Source organism: Pantoea sp. X-Soil-OKNW-556 (genome assembly GCF_059730695.1).
In genome coordinates this window covers 1,667,317-1,682,728 of record NZ_AP035990.1, presented here as the reverse complement: position 1 = coordinate 1,682,728, position 15,412 = coordinate 1,667,317, and the positions used below count along the sequence as shown (strand labels likewise).

At 52.0% G+C, this 15,412-nt stretch carries 15 protein-coding genes; 8 read left to right on the top strand and 7 right to left on the bottom strand.

Annotation, left to right across the window (positions count from 1 at the left end):
• Positions 1 to 74 precede the first annotated feature (74 nt).
• The 3 genes from solA (at position 75) to AC6I8T_RS07735 (ending at position 2,634) form a co-directional block, all read left to right on the top strand.
• Entirely contained in the window at positions 75 to 1,190 is a 1,116-nt protein-coding gene (gene solA, locus AC6I8T_RS07745; RefSeq protein ID WP_208725233.1) for an N-methyl-L-tryptophan oxidase, read from the top strand.
• A 291-nt stretch (positions 1,191 to 1,481) separates the two neighbouring features.
• On the top strand, positions 1,482 to 2,057 hold the full coding sequence (locus AC6I8T_RS07740) for a cytochrome b (protein WP_208725232.1): 576 nt from the start codon (positions 1,482 to 1,484) through the stop codon (positions 2,055 to 2,057).
• A gap of 1 nt (position 2,058) precedes the next feature.
• Positions 2,059 to 2,634 carry a YceI family protein gene (locus AC6I8T_RS07735; RefSeq protein WP_208725231.1) on the top strand — a complete coding sequence of 192 codons (576 nt, stop codon included), beginning with the start codon at positions 2,059 to 2,061 and terminating at the stop codon, positions 2,632 to 2,634.
• A gap of 40 nt (positions 2,635 to 2,674) precedes the next feature.
• On the opposite strand, the gene trhO is transcribed toward AC6I8T_RS07735, so the two are convergent.
• Positions 2,675 to 3,730, bottom strand: a complete 1,056-nt coding sequence (trhO, locus tag AC6I8T_RS07730) for an oxygen-dependent tRNA uridine(34) hydroxylase TrhO (protein ID WP_497833684.1) — start codon at positions 3,728 to 3,730, stop codon at positions 2,675 to 2,677.
• A gap of 266 nt (positions 3,731 to 3,996) precedes the next feature.
• Between trhO and AC6I8T_RS07725 the strand changes: the two genes are divergently transcribed.
• The 3 genes from AC6I8T_RS07725 to AC6I8T_RS07715 all read left to right on the top strand — a co-directional run bounded on the left by AC6I8T_RS07725 (position 3,997) and on the right by AC6I8T_RS07715 (position 6,257).
• On the top strand, positions 3,997 to 4,920 hold the full coding sequence (locus tag AC6I8T_RS07725) for a Kdo(2)-lipid IV(A) acyltransferase (RefSeq protein WP_208725230.1): 924 nt from the start codon (positions 3,997 to 3,999) through the stop codon (positions 4,918 to 4,920).
• A gap of 558 nt (positions 4,921 to 5,478) precedes the next feature.
• Positions 5,479 to 5,745, top strand: a complete 267-nt coding sequence (locus AC6I8T_RS07720) for a hypothetical protein (RefSeq protein WP_021186040.1) — start codon at positions 5,479 to 5,481, stop codon at positions 5,743 to 5,745.
• Between the two features lie 113 nt (positions 5,746 to 5,858).
• Positions 5,859 to 6,257, top strand: coding sequence for a MysB family protein (locus AC6I8T_RS07715; RefSeq protein WP_021186041.1), 399 nt, complete (start codon positions 5,859 to 5,861; stop codon positions 6,255 to 6,257).
• Between the two features lie 3 nt (positions 6,258 to 6,260).
• Here the strand turns inward: AC6I8T_RS07715 and AC6I8T_RS07710 are convergent, their stop codons facing one another.
• From AC6I8T_RS07710 to AC6I8T_RS07700, 3 genes are all read right to left on the bottom strand, one after another.
• Complete coding sequence (locus tag AC6I8T_RS07710; RefSeq protein ID WP_021186042.1) at positions 6,261 to 6,488, bottom strand: YceK/YidQ family lipoprotein; 228 nt, start codon at positions 6,486 to 6,488, stop codon at positions 6,261 to 6,263.
• A gap of 182 nt (positions 6,489 to 6,670) precedes the next feature.
• A complete protein-coding gene (mdoH, locus tag AC6I8T_RS07705) occupies positions 6,671 to 9,223 on the bottom strand; it encodes a glucans biosynthesis glucosyltransferase MdoH (RefSeq protein ID WP_208725229.1) in 2,553 nt (850 codons plus the stop codon).
• Positions 9,216 to 10,751 carry a glucan biosynthesis protein G gene (locus tag AC6I8T_RS07700; RefSeq protein WP_200864688.1) on the bottom strand — a complete coding sequence of 512 codons (1,536 nt, stop codon included), beginning with the start codon at positions 10,749 to 10,751 and terminating at the stop codon, positions 9,216 to 9,218. Before AC6I8T_RS07700 ends, mdoH begins: the two co-directional genes overlap by 8 nt.
• 269 nt (positions 10,752 to 11,020) lie before the next feature.
• Between AC6I8T_RS07700 and mdoC the strand changes: the two genes are divergently transcribed.
• Positions 11,021 to 12,145, top strand: a complete 1,125-nt coding sequence (gene mdoC, locus AC6I8T_RS07695) for a glucans biosynthesis protein MdoC (protein WP_036627695.1) — start codon at positions 11,021 to 11,023, stop codon at positions 12,143 to 12,145.
• Positions 12,146 to 12,176: 31 nt separating this feature from the next.
• Here the strand turns inward: mdoC and AC6I8T_RS07690 are convergent, their stop codons facing one another.
• Positions 12,177 to 13,634 (bottom strand): phospholipase D family protein, encoded by a 1,458-nt coding sequence (locus tag AC6I8T_RS07690; protein WP_302474907.1) that lies wholly within the window; start codon positions 13,632 to 13,634, stop codon positions 12,177 to 12,179.
• A gap of 154 nt (positions 13,635 to 13,788) precedes the next feature.
• Between AC6I8T_RS07690 and AC6I8T_RS07685 the strand changes: the two genes are divergently transcribed.
• A complete protein-coding gene (locus AC6I8T_RS07685) occupies positions 13,789 to 14,949 on the top strand; it encodes a hypothetical protein (protein ID WP_036627705.1) in 1,161 nt (386 codons plus the stop codon).
• On the opposite strand, the gene AC6I8T_RS07680 is transcribed toward AC6I8T_RS07685, so the two are convergent.
• Both AC6I8T_RS07680 and AC6I8T_RS07675 read right to left on the bottom strand, forming a co-directional pair.
• Positions 14,946 to 15,119 (bottom strand): hypothetical protein, encoded by a 174-nt coding sequence (locus AC6I8T_RS07680; RefSeq protein ID WP_013508613.1) that lies wholly within the window; start codon positions 15,117 to 15,119, stop codon positions 14,946 to 14,948. The two genes, AC6I8T_RS07685 and AC6I8T_RS07680, sit on opposite strands and share 4 nt — an antisense overlap.
• Before the next feature lie 42 nt (positions 15,120 to 15,161).
• On the bottom strand, positions 15,162 to 15,305 hold the full coding sequence (locus AC6I8T_RS07675; protein ID WP_013508612.1) for a hypothetical protein: 144 nt from the start codon (positions 15,303 to 15,305) through the stop codon (positions 15,162 to 15,164).
• Between the last annotated feature and the right edge of the window lie 107 nt (positions 15,306 to 15,412).

Sequence of the window (15,412 nt, the reverse complement as noted above, 5' to 3'; positions counted from 1 at the left end):
GGGTGCCTTTTTCATGTGCGCGCTCTTTTGATATGCTGCTGAAAAAGTTCGCCGTTTTTCAGGAGTAATGTCACATGGTTTATGATCTGATTGTGGTTGGCAGTGGATCAGTAGGTGCAGCCGCCGGGTACTATGCCACTCAGGCGGGTCTCTCGGTATTGATGATTGATAGTGCCCACCCGCCCCATACTCAGGGTACCCATCACGGTGAAACCCGCTTAATCCGCCACGCCTACGGTGAGGGCGAACGCTATGTTCCGTTGGTGTTGCGTGCACAAACCTTGTGGGATGAACTGGAACAACGCGGTGGTGAACGCATTATGCACCGTAGCGGCATCCTCAACCTCGCTCCTGTCACTTCCACCTTTATTCAAAACGTCATCGACAGCGCGCGCGTCTGGCAACTTGACGTACAGATTTTGCAGGCAGATGAAGTCCGCAAACGCTGGCCACAATTTTCCGTACCCGATGGTTATATTGGGGTGTTCGAACCCAATTCCGGTTTTCTCAAGTGCGAAGAGGCGGTGCGCAGTTGGGTAAAACTGGCGGAACAGGCGGGCTGCGCGCAGCTATTTAACTGCCCGGTGACAGACATTGGTCGGGATAACGATCTGCAACAGGTCACCACCAGTGAAGGCATGTTTCGCGCCCGTAAACTGCTGGTCAGTGCCGGAACCTGGGTGAGCCAGTTGGTGAACAATTTGCCGGTCACCCCGGTGCGAAAAGTGTTTGCCTGGCATCAGGCGGATGGGCGCTACAGTGAAAACAACCAATTCCCTGGTTTTACCGTAGAGATGAGCGACGGTAGTCACTTCTATGGCTTCCCGGCAGACAATAATGCGCTCAAAGTAGGCCGACATGATGGTGGGCAGGTTATGCAGACACCTGCGGATCGCAAGCCGTTCGGCAGTGTCGCCGCCGATGGTAGCGAAGCCTTCAGCTTTTTACGCCAGTTTCTGCCTGGCGTGGGGGTTTGTTTACATGGTGAAGCCTGTAGCTATGACAACACGCCTGACGAGGACTTTATCATTGATACGTTACCAGGCGAGCCAAACCGCTTAATTATCACCGGACTGAGCGGCCATGGCTTTAAATTCGCCAGCGTACTGGGTGAATTGGCCAGTGAGTTTGCTCAGGACAAGCCTTTTTCGTTCGATATTACCCCCTTCTCACTGTCGCGTTTTGCCTGACATCTGATGGCCGCTGCGCTACGCTAGCGGCCTGCCTGACACTTCCTGACATAAACCCACAAATATTTAATTACTGGATTAAATGACAGCGCAAAAGGTGTAGTAATTAATTTCAACGCTTTATTCCAGCGACTTTCCCGCGTAGTTATTCAATATTTCTGAGCGCTTCAGGCATATATCACCATAAATACCGAATGGTTATTTCATAGTTTATAGAAAAGTAAGGGTGATTGATTTTGTATTTCAATATATGGATTCTAATTACCAGTTATTTCCAAACAGGATTTACCGATGATGTGGCGCAATTCCCCACAGCAATTTGGTTTGATATCTATCTTATTACACTGGCTAATGGCGCTCGCCATTTATGGCATGTTTGCGCTCGGATTGTGGATGGTCGGGCTGGGTTACTACGACAGCTGGTATCACAGCGCACCAGAAATTCACAAAAGTATTGGCATCCTGTTATTGATGGCCCTGTTGCTACGTCTGCTGTGGCGTTTCCTGTCCCCTCCTCCGGCACCACTGCGCAGCTACTCCCCTGTAGTCCGGTTTGCGGCGATTGCCGCTCACTGGCTGCTGTACAGCCTGCTGCTGGCCATTCTGGTCAGTGGCTATTTGATCTCCACCGCTGACGGTAAATCTGTTTCGTTGTTTGGCTGGTTCAATATCCCCGCGTTGGTTGCTGGGGCAGCAGAACAAGCCGATGTGGCTGGCGATATTCATCTCTGGCTCGCCTGGACGGTGGTGGTGCTTTCGGTACTACACGGGCTTGCCGCGCTGAAACACCACTTTATTGACCGTGATATCACGCTGCAAAGGATGCTGGGTTGCCGCATCCCATTAACCTCTGAAAAGGAAAAGTGACATGCTTAAGAAGACCCTGCTGATGCTTTCAGGTGCTGGTTTACTGGCCGCCAGCCTGACGGCCAATGCCGCAGATTACAAATTTGATAAACAGGGACAACACGCCTTTGTCCAGTTCCGTATTCAGCATCTCGGCTACAGCTGGCTCTACGGTAGCTTTAAGGATTTCGATGGCAGTTTTACCTTTGATGAAGCGAACCCAGGTGCCGACAAAGTCAATGTCACCATCAATACCGGTAGTCTCGATACCAACCATGCCGAACGTGATAAACACCTGCGCAGTGCTGATTTCCTGAATACGGACAAATTCCCGCAGGCGACGTTTGTCTCCACTGCCGTTAAGAAAGAAGGCAAGGAGTATATAATCACCGGCGATTTGACCCTCAACGGCGTAACCAAACCGATTACGCTGAATGCGCATTTGATTGGCGAAGGTAAAGATCCCTGGGGAGGCTATCGTGCAGGCTTTGAGGCCAGTGGCGATGTGGTGTTGAAAGAATTCAACATCAACAAAGATCTGGGACCAGCATCGCAAAAAGCGGAATTGATTATTTCAGTCGAAGGGGTTCGACAGTAAAAAAATGAGGCAGCCTGCATCATGGCAGGCTGCCGGTTACTTACTTCTTCTCTGGCAACGGAATTGCCATCGTCATGTTGAGCAAACCACGCGATTTATTGAAGACTTTGTTGCCATTTTCACGACCAGCGCGACGTGTGCGCTGCTCTTCCGGCGACAGTTTTGACTCTTCCATGCACAGCGGGCTACAGCAATTGTGAAACTTCTCGGCACAGCTTGGGCACTGAATAAACAGCAAATGACAGCCGTCATTGACGCAGTTGGTGTGGGTGTCACAAGACACGCCACACTGATGACAATTCGACAGCACATCATCGGAAATGCGTTCCCCCATACGTTCGTCAAAGACAAAGTTTTTGCCTTTAAAACGTACCGGTAACCCCTGCTCGCGCGCCCGGCGGGTGTATTCGATGATGCCGCCTTCGATGTGATAAACATCATCAAAACCGTTATGTTTCATCCAGGCACTGGCTTTCTCGCAACGAATGCCGCCGGTGCAATACATAACAATCTTTTTATCTTTCTGGTCTTTCAGCATGTCGACCGCCATCGGCAGCTGATCGCGGAAAGTATCAGCAGGGACTTCCAGCGCATTATCAAAATGCCCCACTTCGAATTCGTAGTGGTTACGCATATCGACAAACACCGCATTGGGATCATCCAGCATCGCATTGACATCGGCGGCTTTCAGATAGTTACCGACATCGCTGGCATCAAAGCTGTTGTCTTCAATACCGTCTGCGACGATGCGATCGCGTACTTTCAGGCGCAAAACCCAGAATGATTTCCCATCATCATCCAGCGCGATATTCATACGCAGATTATTCAGTGCCGGATCGAAGCCGTAGAGAAAAGCTTTCATGCTTTCATACTGGCTGGCAGGCACACTGATTTGCGCGTTGATGCCTTCATGGGCGACATACACGCGGCCAAATACCTTGAGCTTGGTTAACCCAATGTACAACGCATCGCGGAATGCTTTGGGATCGGCAATCTGGAAGTATTTATAAAAAGAGACTGTGGTACGCGGCTCGGTTTCAGCCAGCATGCGTGCCTTCAGCTCTTTATTGGAAACAAGGTTGTGTAACACTGGCATGGTGTTCGTTCCTGTTAGCAATAGGAAAAAATGAGCGCGCACATGATACCTGAAATCACCACAATGCATAGCCTTTGCCGCGAATATCGGCGAGGGTGAGCTGTGCCGCATTTTTGTCCGGTAATTATATTTTAATGCGATAAGGTGAATTCAGACATTAGCAGTGGAGCTATGCTTGATTTCAGTCAGAGAGAAAAAATGGCACAATAGACACAAATAACAGGAACCGGTACCTCTGGTACAAGACGCAGGATACTGACATTTCAATGACTCAACTTCCACAATTTTCCCGTGAACTCCTTCATCCACGCTACTGGTTTACCTGGTTAGGTATTGGGGCTCTCTATTTACTGGTGCTATTGCCTTACCCGGTTTTATCCGTCATCGGCTGTGGTCTGGGCCGCATTGCCATGCGGTTTCTGAAGCGTCGCGTCAAAATTGCCCAACGTAATCTGGAGTTATGTTTTCCTGATATGCCAATCAGCGAACGCAATGCGATGGTAAAACACAATTTTGAATCGGTCGGCATGGGGTTGATTGAAACCGGTATGGCCTGGTTCTGGCCGGACTGGCGTATCCGCAAATGGGTAGCCTGTACCGGTCTGGAGCATATTGACTCTTCACTGGCTGCCGGACGCGGTATTTTACTTATCGGGATGCATTTTCTTACCCTGGAGTTGGGCGCCCGTGTTTTTGGCATGAACAATCCCGGCATCGGTGTTTATCGGCCAAACGACAACAAACTGATCGACTGGCTGCAAACCTGGGGACGTATGCGTTCCAATAAAAGCATGCTCGATCGTAAAGACCTTAAGGGCATGATCCGCGCAATGAAAAACAACGACATTATCTGGTATGCACCTGACCATGATTATGGCCCGCGTAGCAGTGTGTTCGCGCCGTTTTTTGCCGTTGAAGATGCCGCCACCACGACCGGGACGCATATGCTGATCCGTCTGGCAAATCCCAGTGTTGTCCCCTTTCTGGCCCGCCGCCTGCCACATGGCCGTGGCTACGAACTGAAAATCATGCCGGATATCCGTGAAAAATTTTCGCTGGAAAGCGAACTCGACACCGCAATTTGCATGAATAAAGTGGTTGAGGAGAGCGTATTGCTGGCCCCGGAGCAGTACATGTGGCTGCATCGTCGTTTCAAAACCCAGCCAGAAGGTCAACCCTCGCGTTATTAATGTGATGTGGGACACAGGGAGTGTCCCTCTGCATCAAAACTGAAATTCGACTTAATTCATGACATTATCCGTCAGTTTTTTGTTAAAACTGTACCAGACTTAATTGAAGCTGGCGTATTTTCTCAGACCATATATTTATAGAGCTTTCTCAGAATAAAATCAGACAATGGTGATCATTACTTAAGCCCGTGCTGCTTACGATGCGACATCTTATGCGCATGTCGTTGATTTACACCTGAAAGATTAAATAAAATTTATTGATCGCAATATGGTTGTATGGACCTGTTTTTTTCCAATTCCAGGCATATTCCTATTTAATATTACTAAATTCTTTGAAATCGCTAATCAATGCAGAAAAATTAACTTAATTTACAAGGAATTATCCTGGTAGCTGCAACGCTTATTCCGTTTCTAAAAAAGATACACCCTCTTTATACCTTTCTGGAATTTGTTAGTGAATTCGATTCCAGTTAGTTTCGTTAATGACAGTTAGTTCAATAACTGTTCAAAAAAATAATAAAGATTACACACAGCAAATATACAGCAGGAACTCATAATATGAATAAAGGCATCTATTATTATGTGACGGTCAGTACCGATCAGGACAATTACCATTTACTGCATCGGAAAGAGTGTAAGCGTCTGCCCGAAAAGGAGGATATGGTCTTTATTGGTACGCTCTATAATTTAAATCAGGCCTTATCGATTGCGCGCATTAATTTTAAAAAGGTGAAACCCTGTATTAAATGTTGCATTCGTTATTCTGCGCCAGTTATCCGCGAATCTGTGCGGCCTGTACTGCATTTTCCACAAAAAATGCACTGACACATTCGGGCGGATGTGGCACCTCATCCGCCCGAATGTTATTCCCTCCTTCGCATGGTGATTTTTCGTCTATTCTTCTCTGGAAGCCCTATTCAACAGGCAAGGAGATTGCGATGAGCATGTATAGCACCTTAGTCGAAGCCATCGAGGCGGCGCGTGAAGAGTTTCTCGCCAGTCAACCTGAGTTGGATGAGGACGATGCCGTCGTCAACCAATTCGCTCTGCAAAAATATGTCATGCAGGATGGCGACATCATGTGGCAGGCTGAGTTTTTCGCTGATGAGGATGGACAAGGTGAATGTCTGCCTATTCGCAGCGGCGAAGCAGCTCAGGCCATTTTTGATGATGACTATGACGAAATTGAGCTTCGTCAGGAGTGGCAATCTGAAAATACGCTACATGAATGGGATGAGGGAGAGTTTCAGCTCGAACCGCCGATGGATACTGAAGAAGGTGAAGCCGCAGCAGCCGAATGGGACGACGATAACAGTGATTCTGACCGCTGGGCGTAAAGCTTATTCGTAAGGTCCGTGATGGGCATCCACCGGTAATAGCAGCGTGTCCATCACCAATGACAACGGTAAATCGAGGATGGTAAGCATCCGCCATGCGCCGTCACGCACATCCCACTGCACTCCTGGGTAATATTGATTACCGTGCCCCTGCCCCGGCACGGTACGACTGATAATGCTGCCACATCCGCTCAGTAACAGAATGGCTGCACTTACAACGATGAATTTCATGAAACGATTCACAACAAATTCTCACAATGGCCTGGCGCTATTTTAGCCGTCAGTATGGGTGAATAACCACACCCGACAGCGTAAAGATTGCGTTAGTCGGAACAGTCTTGCTGTCGTAACAGATAAAAAAAGCCGCTATCGTGTTGCGATAGCGGCTTTTTAACTGGGTTACTGACCCGATATCATGACTGCTGAGGCAGTGCCTGCGGGTTTAGCTTCAGCTTTTGATAGCTCTCAACCCACTCATGATATTTCTCTCCATTCTCCCACAGGCGCGTATGCACGCGCGCCAGCACCACCGGATCGCTAATCAGCTGTAAACGCTGCTCGCGGTTCAGTTTTTCCGGCGAATCGCTCAATGCCTGATCCACACGCCGATCGCGTGAATGATCCAGTATTTTGCTGTGCAGGTGACGTGAAGTCGCCATTGCCGTCGCCAGAGCGTTAAATGCCGGGTTGAACAGCGCATGCATAAAGCCATTCTTCAGCGCACGTTCGCGGTTCAGTTGCAGATAGTTGTCCGTGTCGACCAACTCTTGCGGCGGATCGTACTCTTCCGGGATCAGGAACAGCTTCGCGCGCTTACTCTTCAGACCAATGGTGGCACGGCTCGACATGACTGAGACGAACGGTGACAGAATCAGTGAGAAGACAATCGGCGACAACCACCACAGGAAGTTCAGATCCAGCACGCCCATGCCGACAGCCCAGACAATCCCGAGCAGCATCTGCGAACCGTGGCGGCGGAAGGCTTCACTCCAGGGCGTCGCATCATCGTCACGCTGCGGTGAATTCCACACCACTTCCCAGCCGAGGAATGCGCTGACCACAAACACGGTATGGAACAGCATACGCACCGGTGCCAGCAGAACCGAAAACAGCATTTCCAGCAGCAACGAGAAGAACAAGCGCACTGCCCCACCGTAAGGTTTTGCGCCTTTGAACCAAATCAGCACCACGCTGAGCAGTTTCGGCAGGAACAGTAACACCAGAGTGGTTGAGAATAGCGCAATCGCCAGATCGGGACGCCACTGCGGCCACACCGGGAACAACTGACGTGGTTGCAGGAAGTAGGTGGGTTCCATCAGCGTATGGACCACCTGTAAGGCGGTGGAGAGCGCGAGGAACATAAACCACAACGGCGCTGACAGGTATGACATCACGCCCGTCAGGAACACCGCGCGGTGTACCGGGTGCATCCCTTTTACCAGGAACAGGCGGAAGTTCATCAGGTTACCGTGACACCAGCGACGGTCACGTTTCAGCTCATCCAGCAGGTTAGGCGGCAACTCCTCGTAGGAACCCGGCAGGTCGTATGCAATCCACACGCCCCATCCGGCACGACGCATCAATGCAGCTTCGACAAAGTCATGCGACAGAATCGAACCGGCAAAGGAGCCTTCGCCTGGCAGCGGTGCCAGCGCACAGTGCTCGATAAACGGCTTCACACGAATGATGGCGTTATGACCCCAATAGTGGGATTCGCCCAACTGCCAGAAGTGCAACCCGGCAGTAAACAGCGGACCGTATACGCGGGTAGCAAATTGCTGACAACGTGCGTACAGCGTATCCATGCCTGACGCTTTCGGTGACGACTGGATAATACCGGCATTCGGGTTGGCTTCCATCATGCGTACCAGACCGGTGAGACACTCACCGCTCATCACGCTGTCGGCGTCCAGTACCACCATGTAGCTGTAGTTGCTACCCCAGCGACGGCAGAAGTCATCAATGTTGCCACTTTTACGTTTCACACGACGACGACGACGACGATAGAAAATCTTGCCCGCACCACCGACATCGCGCACCAGCTCCATCCAGGCTTTCTGCTCGGCAATCGCGATATCCGCATCGTAGCTGTCACTCAGAATGTAGACGTCAAAGTGTTCTGCGTTCCCGGTGCGTTTGACCGATTCCCAGGTCGCACGTAAGCCCGCGAATACGCGTTCCACATCTTCGTTACAAATCGGCATGATCAGTGCAGTACGATGCTCCGGGTTGAGGGCTTCATCCCCCACCGTGGAGTACGAGATGCTGTACTTATCACGACCAATCAGCAGTTGCAGGAAGCCCATCAGTGCGGTCCAGAAACCGGCAGACACCCAACAGAACAGAATGGCGAACAGGAACAGAATGCCGGTTTGCAGAATATACGGCAGGATCAACTCCACCGACTGCAACCAGTTCTGGTTAAACAGTTCCATCGGATCGAGCAGCGTCCAGCCCTGATACGGCAGAATGGTTTTCATGTACCAGGTAGCAACCACGGTCTGAAACAGCGTCAGAATCAGCAGAACATAGCGGCGCATCGAACCAACGTGACGCCACTTATCTTCCGCTTTTTGTTCTTCCGCCGTTTTGTAACGTGGCGTCGATTTATGCCCACGTAACGAATCCCAGGCGCGAGCCAACGGGTTGGTACGCCAGGCTTCCGGGAACATCAGCGAACGCGTAACCTTTGGCATCGCCTTCAGGATAGTACGGCCGAGATAATCTTTACCCAGTTGCTGACCCTCAGCCAGCGAATCTGGCCAGGCCAACTGCACACGGGACGACACCGATTTTAGCGGCGCATCATCCGGGCGCTCGCTGGCGGCATCATCGTGTCCCAGCGACGCATGAATAGCGTGGAACGCCTGCGCATTCTGTAACGAAACGCTCAGACGCGCACGACCTGCCGCATCGAGCGGCAGGGCTTCCACGTAAGATTGAGGTGTTAAAGTCGAGTTATTCATTGGCAGGTAGCTGATAGCTCCAGGTTTCCGTCAATGTCTTGTCGCCACTAACCAGCGCCGCACGCATCTCGGTCGGCTGCTTGTTATCTTTCACGCGCAAACGTAGCACCAGGCGCCAGCCTTTAGTGACCGGGTTGTAGCGTACGCTCTGCTCCACCACTTCAGCGTTATTACCCACACTGACCTGCGGTGCAACCTGCGTATTTTCCGGCAGTTTGCTCATCGCTCTGCCAACAAAATCGACGGTGAAGGCGATGCTGCCATCCGGCTGACGTACGAGATTTGATTGCTTCACATCTCCGGCGGAACGCAGGGTATCTTTCACCCAGGCAACGTCATCGGAGTGCAGCAGATTTTCGTCACGGGTAAAGTGCAGACGATACTGGAAACTCATCTCTTTGCCCGGCTCAGCCAATTTTTCCGGCGTCCAGAAGGCCACAATGTTGTCGTTGGTTTCATCCGCCGTCGGGATTTCCACCAGCTCAACCCGGCCTTTGCCCCAATCGCCTAACGGTTCAACCCAGCCACTCGGGCGCAGATCATAACGATCGTCGAGATCCTGATAATGGCTGAAATCACGCCCACGTTGCAGCAAGCCAAAGCCTTTCGGGCTTTCGATGGTAAAGGTGCTGACCGCCAGATGTTTCGGGTTATTCAGCGGACGCCAAATCCACTCACCGTTACCGGCATGGATAGACAGACCGTTGGAGTCGTGCAGCTCCTGACGGAAGTTGCTGACCGGCGACGGCTGGTTAGCCCCGAACAGGAACATACTGGTTAACGGCGCGACACCCAGTTTACCAACGTTGTCACGCAGATAGACTTTCGCCTGCACATCGACAGTAGATTCTTTACCCGGACGTACGATAAAGCGATAGGCACCCGTGGCACGCGGTGAATCCAGCAACGCATAGATCACCAGTTGCTTGTCCTGCGGTTTTGGCCGCTCGATCCAGAACTCTTTAAAGCGAGGGAACTCTTCGCCTGAAGGTAACGCCGTATCGATGGCCAGACCGCGCGCTGACAGGCCATAAACCTGACCTGCACCAATAACGCGGAAGTAGCTGGCTCCGAGGAAGCTGGTGATTTCGTCGTCTTTACCCTTTTCATTAAGCGGATAAAGTACTTTGAATCCGGCAAAACCCAGGTTTTTCACCGAGTCTGCGTCATGCTTGACGTTGCCGAAGTTGAAATAGTCCGGATTGTACTTGATTTCACGCACCGTACTGGCAGTGACTTCGTTAATTTTCACCGGCGTATCGAAGTACATACCCTGGTGATAGAACTCAAGTCTAAATGGCGTGCGCAGTTTGCCCCAGTAGGCTTTATCGTGGTTAAACTGGATCTGCTGATAGTCAGCAAATTTCATTTCACGAAACTGAGAGGGTAAATTGCTCTTCGGCGCTTCGAAGCTTTTGCCTGCCATCGCCTGAGCCTGTTTTGCTACATCATCGAGGTTGAACGCCCAGCTATTATTCGCGTACAACGCCAGCAGAACTGCCGCGCCTAACCAGCGCATCTTCTTCAGTCCGGCCATATTTTTTTCTAAAGTCAGCACATCCCCCCCTTTCGCGTGTGCTTAGATCAAACCCGCATATCTTAAAGGATTATTCTTTTTTCCGACAGCGTATGTAACCGATTGTTCCCCTTATTTGTAAGTGGAAAATGCGCTTTTAGGATAATTAGACGATACAGAATCAGCCTATAGTATACCTCGTTTACAGCCGGTAGAATTTTCGTCCGGCATAATCCGGTTTCAGGGCGAAACCGGCCAGGACACAAAACTATTGGATGCTTATGACTGCAGCAAAATCCGAACGCGAATATTTTCTCGATTCGATTCGAGCTTATTTAATGCTATTGGGCGTACCCTTTCACGTCTCCCTGATTTACTCGACACAAAAATGGGCAGTAAATAGCCAGGATGCCTCGATGTGGCTGACGGTGTTTAATGACTTCATTCACGCTTTTCGCATGCAGGTGTTTTTCGTCATTTCCGGCTATTTTTCCTACATGCTATATCTGCGCTATAAGCCACAACGTTGGTTGAAGGTGCGTCTGGAGCGCGTGGGTATCCCGCTGCTAACCGCCGTGCCGTTGATCACCCTGCCGCAGTTTTTTCTGCTAAAAAATCTGACAGATAAAGTCGGAGATTGGGACAGTTTCTCCCTGTATCAAAAGTACAATGCGGTGGTGTGGGATCTGATTTCTCACCTGTGGTTTTTGGTGGTGCTGGTCATTCTCACCAGCCTCGGCATGATCACCTTCCGCTGGCTGCGCTCCCAGCATCGACAGATTGATTACACCCGTGTGGGCTGGGGCAAACTGACGCTGGCGTTACTGGCATGGTCGCTGGCGTGGTGCGTCTTCCGCCGCGCAATCTTTTATTTCCAGCCCGCATGGTTAATGGATGGCCTGTTCAGCACCGCCGTGATGCAAAGCCTGTTCTTCCTGCCCTTCTTTATGTTGGGAGCATTGAGCTGGAAACATCCGCCACTGAAGGCGTTGTTTGTGCGTTTTAATCCGGTGATGTGTTTTGGTGCCATTGCGGTGTTTGTCGCTTACAGCCTCAATCAACGCTTCAGCAGCGGCGATGGCTGGCTGTATGAAATCGACAACGTGATTTCAACCCTGATGGGCCTGTGCATGCTGAACGTCTGTTTCTGCTTCGGACATAAACTGCTGAACAGCCATTCGCCCCGCATCATGTATCTGGTGAATGCCTCGCTGTTTATTTATCTGGTGCACCATCCGCTCACCCTGCTGTACGGCATTTTTATCACCCCACTGATCAGCAATAACACGCTGGGTTTTTTCCTCGGCCTGCTGATGGTGTTTGGCGTGTCATTTACCCTGTATGAAATCCATCTGCGTATTCCACTGCTGCGCTTTCTGTTCTCCGGCAAACCACAGCGTGCATAACCCACGGGCCAGCTAAGCTGGCCCGCTGCTTTCACAACAACCATTCAATCGGCAAATGCCACACCAGTCGCACCATCAGCCGCTGAAACCAGGTACATTGCGGCTCGTGAATATGCACCACCTCACCGGCCTCACCCGGATATTCCACCCAATTCACCCGGCCCCATCCATCAAGCCGTAACATCCAGGCACGGTCCCGCATCCCCTGAATAAAGCGTTGATGGGTACGCTGCGCCAGGGTGTCGCTCTCAATCACCAGTCCCATTTCGGTGTTAAGCACCGCTGAACGAGGATCGAAATTAAACGATCCAATAAACACTTTACGATTATCCACGGTAAAGGTTTTGGCATGCAGGCTGGAACCGGAGTTCCCGGTTAGCCCGCGATCGTGGGGCGCGTCGCTGGCATTGGCCTGTGGTTTCAGTTCGTATAACGCGATGCCGTGACGGAGCAACTTTTTGCGCCAGCGCGCATAACCCGCGTGCACCACGCTGACGTCATTAGCGGCCAGTGAATTAGTCAGAACCGCGATTTTGACCCCACGCCGTTTCAACGCCAGCAGCTGTGCCACACCAGCTCGCGTCGGGACAAAGTAGGCCGAGATAATGTCGAACTGCTGTTGTGGCGTTCCAATCACCTCCAGCATTCGCTGTGGCAGCAAAGAGGAACGCTTCGCTTTGCCCAGCCCTTTGCGCGGGTCATCGCTTAACAAGCGCGTCGCAGCCCAGGTCATACTCAGCGTCCCCTCTGCCATCTGACCAACAAATGGGGAGTGATCCAGCCGCGCCAGATAACGCTGTACCGCCTCACTATCTTGCCAGGCTTCCGGCAGTCGTACGGCCTGGTGTTCGCCGCGCACCTCCACCACGCTGCGTAATGGCAAAACGGCTTTGCTGCGCCAGTAGCGCTCAAAATCCTGCGCGACTTCCGGTACCACCGGGCCGATGACCATCACGTCGAGATCGGTGAACAACGGCTCATCACCGGTGCCAAAATATTCATCGCCAATATTTCGTCCCCCCACCAGGGTGACGGCACCGTCCACCGTCAGGCTTTTATTATGCATACGGCGATTGAGGCGGGCGAAATCGGTCAGATAGCCCAGCATACGCAAGGTGCGAAACGAGAAAGGATTAAACAATCGCACCGCGATATTGGGATGGCGGTCCAGTTCGGCAAGGGTTTCATCGAGGCCGGGCGTGTTGTTGTCATCCAACAGCAGCCGCACCTTAACGCCGCGCTCCGCTGCATCGAGCAGCGCGCTGAACAGCAGGCGGCCTGACATGTCGTTTTGCCAGATGTAGTACTGCACATCGATGGTGTTTCGGGCCATGCCCATCAACAGATAACGTGCAGCAAACGCATCCAGCCCATCATTGAGAGGATGGACGCCACTCATCCCCGGATGGCGCGCGCAGCGTGCATCCACAATTTCGTTAAGCCAGTTTCGCTGATGTTCCTCAAAATGGCGTGGTACGGCTTCGCTCATACAGGTTCCCTGCAACACATAATCTTCTTATTGTTGGTGGCAGCACCGCGCATCGCAATCAGAGGCTTCCGGTTGCAGCGGCTGGCCTGCGCTTAATTTAGTCTAGACTTAGCGGGACGATCTGCATTCGGCGTTCCCCGTGAGGAGAGGAAAAATGGCGCAACACCCCCTTGATCCCCCATCCCCGCGCTATCAGCCCCGGCTGTTTCGCAGTTTTTTTCAGGGTAGTTTTCCCTGTTCGACTTCCCGTCGTGCCGGAGGGCGGCGACTGGATATGGTGATCAGTAGCGGTCATGACATGCTGCTGGAGAAGGATTATGCCGCGCTGGCGCAGGAAGGGTTGCGCACCGCGCGCGATGGCGCACGCTGGTATCTGATTGAGTCCACGCCAGGCGAATATGACTGGCACTCTTTTCTGCCAATGGTGCACGCGGCGGCGCGCCATGATCTGCAAATCATCTGGGAACTGGCGCATTTTGGCTATCCCGACCATCTCGACATTTGGAGTGCCGCCTTTGTCCAGCATTTTGAACGCTTCGCCCGCGCGATGGCGCAGTTGATGCGTGATGAAGGGGTGCAGCAACCGTTTTTTACGCCGATCAATCAAATCTCCTTCTGGTCGTGGGCTGGCGCCGATGTCGCCTGGCTCGATCCCTATTCCAGTCAGCGCGGCAAAGAGCTGAAGCGTCAGCTGGTACGCGCATCGCTGGCAGCGATGCATGCCATTCGCGAGATCTATCCGCAGGCGCGTTTTGTGCTGACCGATCCACTGGTACAGGTTGCCACCGACCCCGCGAATCCCGACAGCAAACCCTATGCCGACGCGCAACATCAGGCGCAATTTGAAGCCTGGGATTGGCTGGCCGGACGCGACGCCCCGGAACTGGGCGGCAGCGAAGATTTCCTCGATATCCTTGGACTGAATTACTACCCGGATAATCACTGGTTTTTCCCCGGTGAACCATTGCCGGTAGATCACCCTGCACGATTGCCCTTACATCGTCTGCTGTGGCAATGCTGGCAGCGTTATCAGCGCCCGATGCTGCTGGCCGAGACCGGTGCCGAAGGCGATGCCCGTGCGTCCTGGTTCCATCAGGTGAGTGAAGAGGCAATGCTGGCGCTGGATGAAGGGGTGGCGCTGGAAGGGATTTCGCTTTATCCGGTGGTGGAGTATCCGGCGTGGGCCGATGACCGGCGTTCGCCCGGTGCGTTATTTGGTTTGGGTGATCCCAACGGCAATCGCACGTTGCATGAGGGTTTAGCGCTGGAGTTGCGCAGTCAGCAAATTAAGTGGCAAAAACGTCAGCAAAGTTAAGATTGTTGCGAGTTGGGATGTTTGGGACCGCAGGTTTGTACATCAAGGGATTGATCGGCGGGATGGCGCACATCGGTGAGCCAGGTCATGGTAAACAGGAACACCACACCAATCAGACAGGCAGAAAGCAGGCCTATTATGGCGATCAGTTTGTCATCTCGGGATTCCATCGACATCTCCTTACAGGCTTCCGATACCCGTTGCAACAAGCCTTAGCTCATCCATAACGTCATCATCAGGACAAAGATTATAAGGGTAACCGAGGTCACTGCAAGTACCACAATGGCAAACTGCGCATCGTCCAGCGGCTGCCGCAGGGGTTCGTCATGATCGTCAGGTGGCGCAGGTGAACTCATGTTAACTCAGCAAAAAATAAAGGGATCGACCGACTGGATTACCGTTCCGAGTGTAATAGAAAGCCAGCAAAATGAAAACGGGGCGCAATCGCGCCCCGCTGATGGGA

What these genes read in the sequence shown, in the direction of transcription:
- solA (WP_208725233.1), top strand. Translation starts at nt 75, where the DNA reads ATGGTTTATGATCTGATTGTGGTTGGCAGTGGATCAGTAGGTGCAGCC.
- AC6I8T_RS07740 (WP_208725232.1), top strand. Translation starts at nt 1,482, where the DNA reads ATGATGTGGCGCAATTCCCCACAGCAATTTGGTTTGATATCTATCTTA.
- AC6I8T_RS07735 (WP_208725231.1), top strand. Translation starts at nt 2,059, where the DNA reads ATGCTTAAGAAGACCCTGCTGATGCTTTCAGGTGCTGGTTTACTGGCC.
- trhO (WP_497833684.1), bottom strand. Translation starts at nt 3,730, where the DNA reads ATGCCAGTGTTACACAACCTTGTTTCCAATAAAGAGCTGAAGGCACGC.
- AC6I8T_RS07725 (WP_208725230.1), top strand. Translation starts at nt 3,997, where the DNA reads ATGACTCAACTTCCACAATTTTCCCGTGAACTCCTTCATCCACGCTAC.
- AC6I8T_RS07720 (WP_021186040.1), top strand. Translation starts at nt 5,479, where the DNA reads ATGAATAAAGGCATCTATTATTATGTGACGGTCAGTACCGATCAGGAC.
- AC6I8T_RS07715 (WP_021186041.1), top strand. Translation starts at nt 5,859, where the DNA reads ATGAGCATGTATAGCACCTTAGTCGAAGCCATCGAGGCGGCGCGTGAA.
- AC6I8T_RS07710 (WP_021186042.1), bottom strand. Translation starts at nt 6,488, where the DNA reads ATGAAATTCATCGTTGTAAGTGCAGCCATTCTGTTACTGAGCGGATGT.
- mdoH (WP_208725229.1), bottom strand. Translation starts at nt 9,223, where the DNA reads ATGAATAACTCGACTTTAACACCTCAATCTTACGTGGAAGCCCTGCCG.
- mdoC (WP_036627695.1), top strand. Translation starts at nt 11,021, where the DNA reads ATGACTGCAGCAAAATCCGAACGCGAATATTTTCTCGATTCGATTCGA.
- AC6I8T_RS07690 (WP_302474907.1), bottom strand. Translation starts at nt 13,634, where the DNA reads ATGAGCGAAGCCGTACCACGCCATTTTGAGGAACATCAGCGAAACTGG.
- AC6I8T_RS07685 (WP_036627705.1), top strand. Translation starts at nt 13,789, where the DNA reads ATGGCGCAACACCCCCTTGATCCCCCATCCCCGCGCTATCAGCCCCGG.
- AC6I8T_RS07680 (WP_013508613.1), bottom strand. Translation starts at nt 15,119, where the DNA reads ATGGAATCCCGAGATGACAAACTGATCGCCATAATAGGCCTGCTTTCT.
- AC6I8T_RS07675 (WP_013508612.1), bottom strand. Translation starts at nt 15,305, where the DNA reads ATGAGTTCACCTGCGCCACCTGACGATCATGACGAACCCCTGCGGCAG.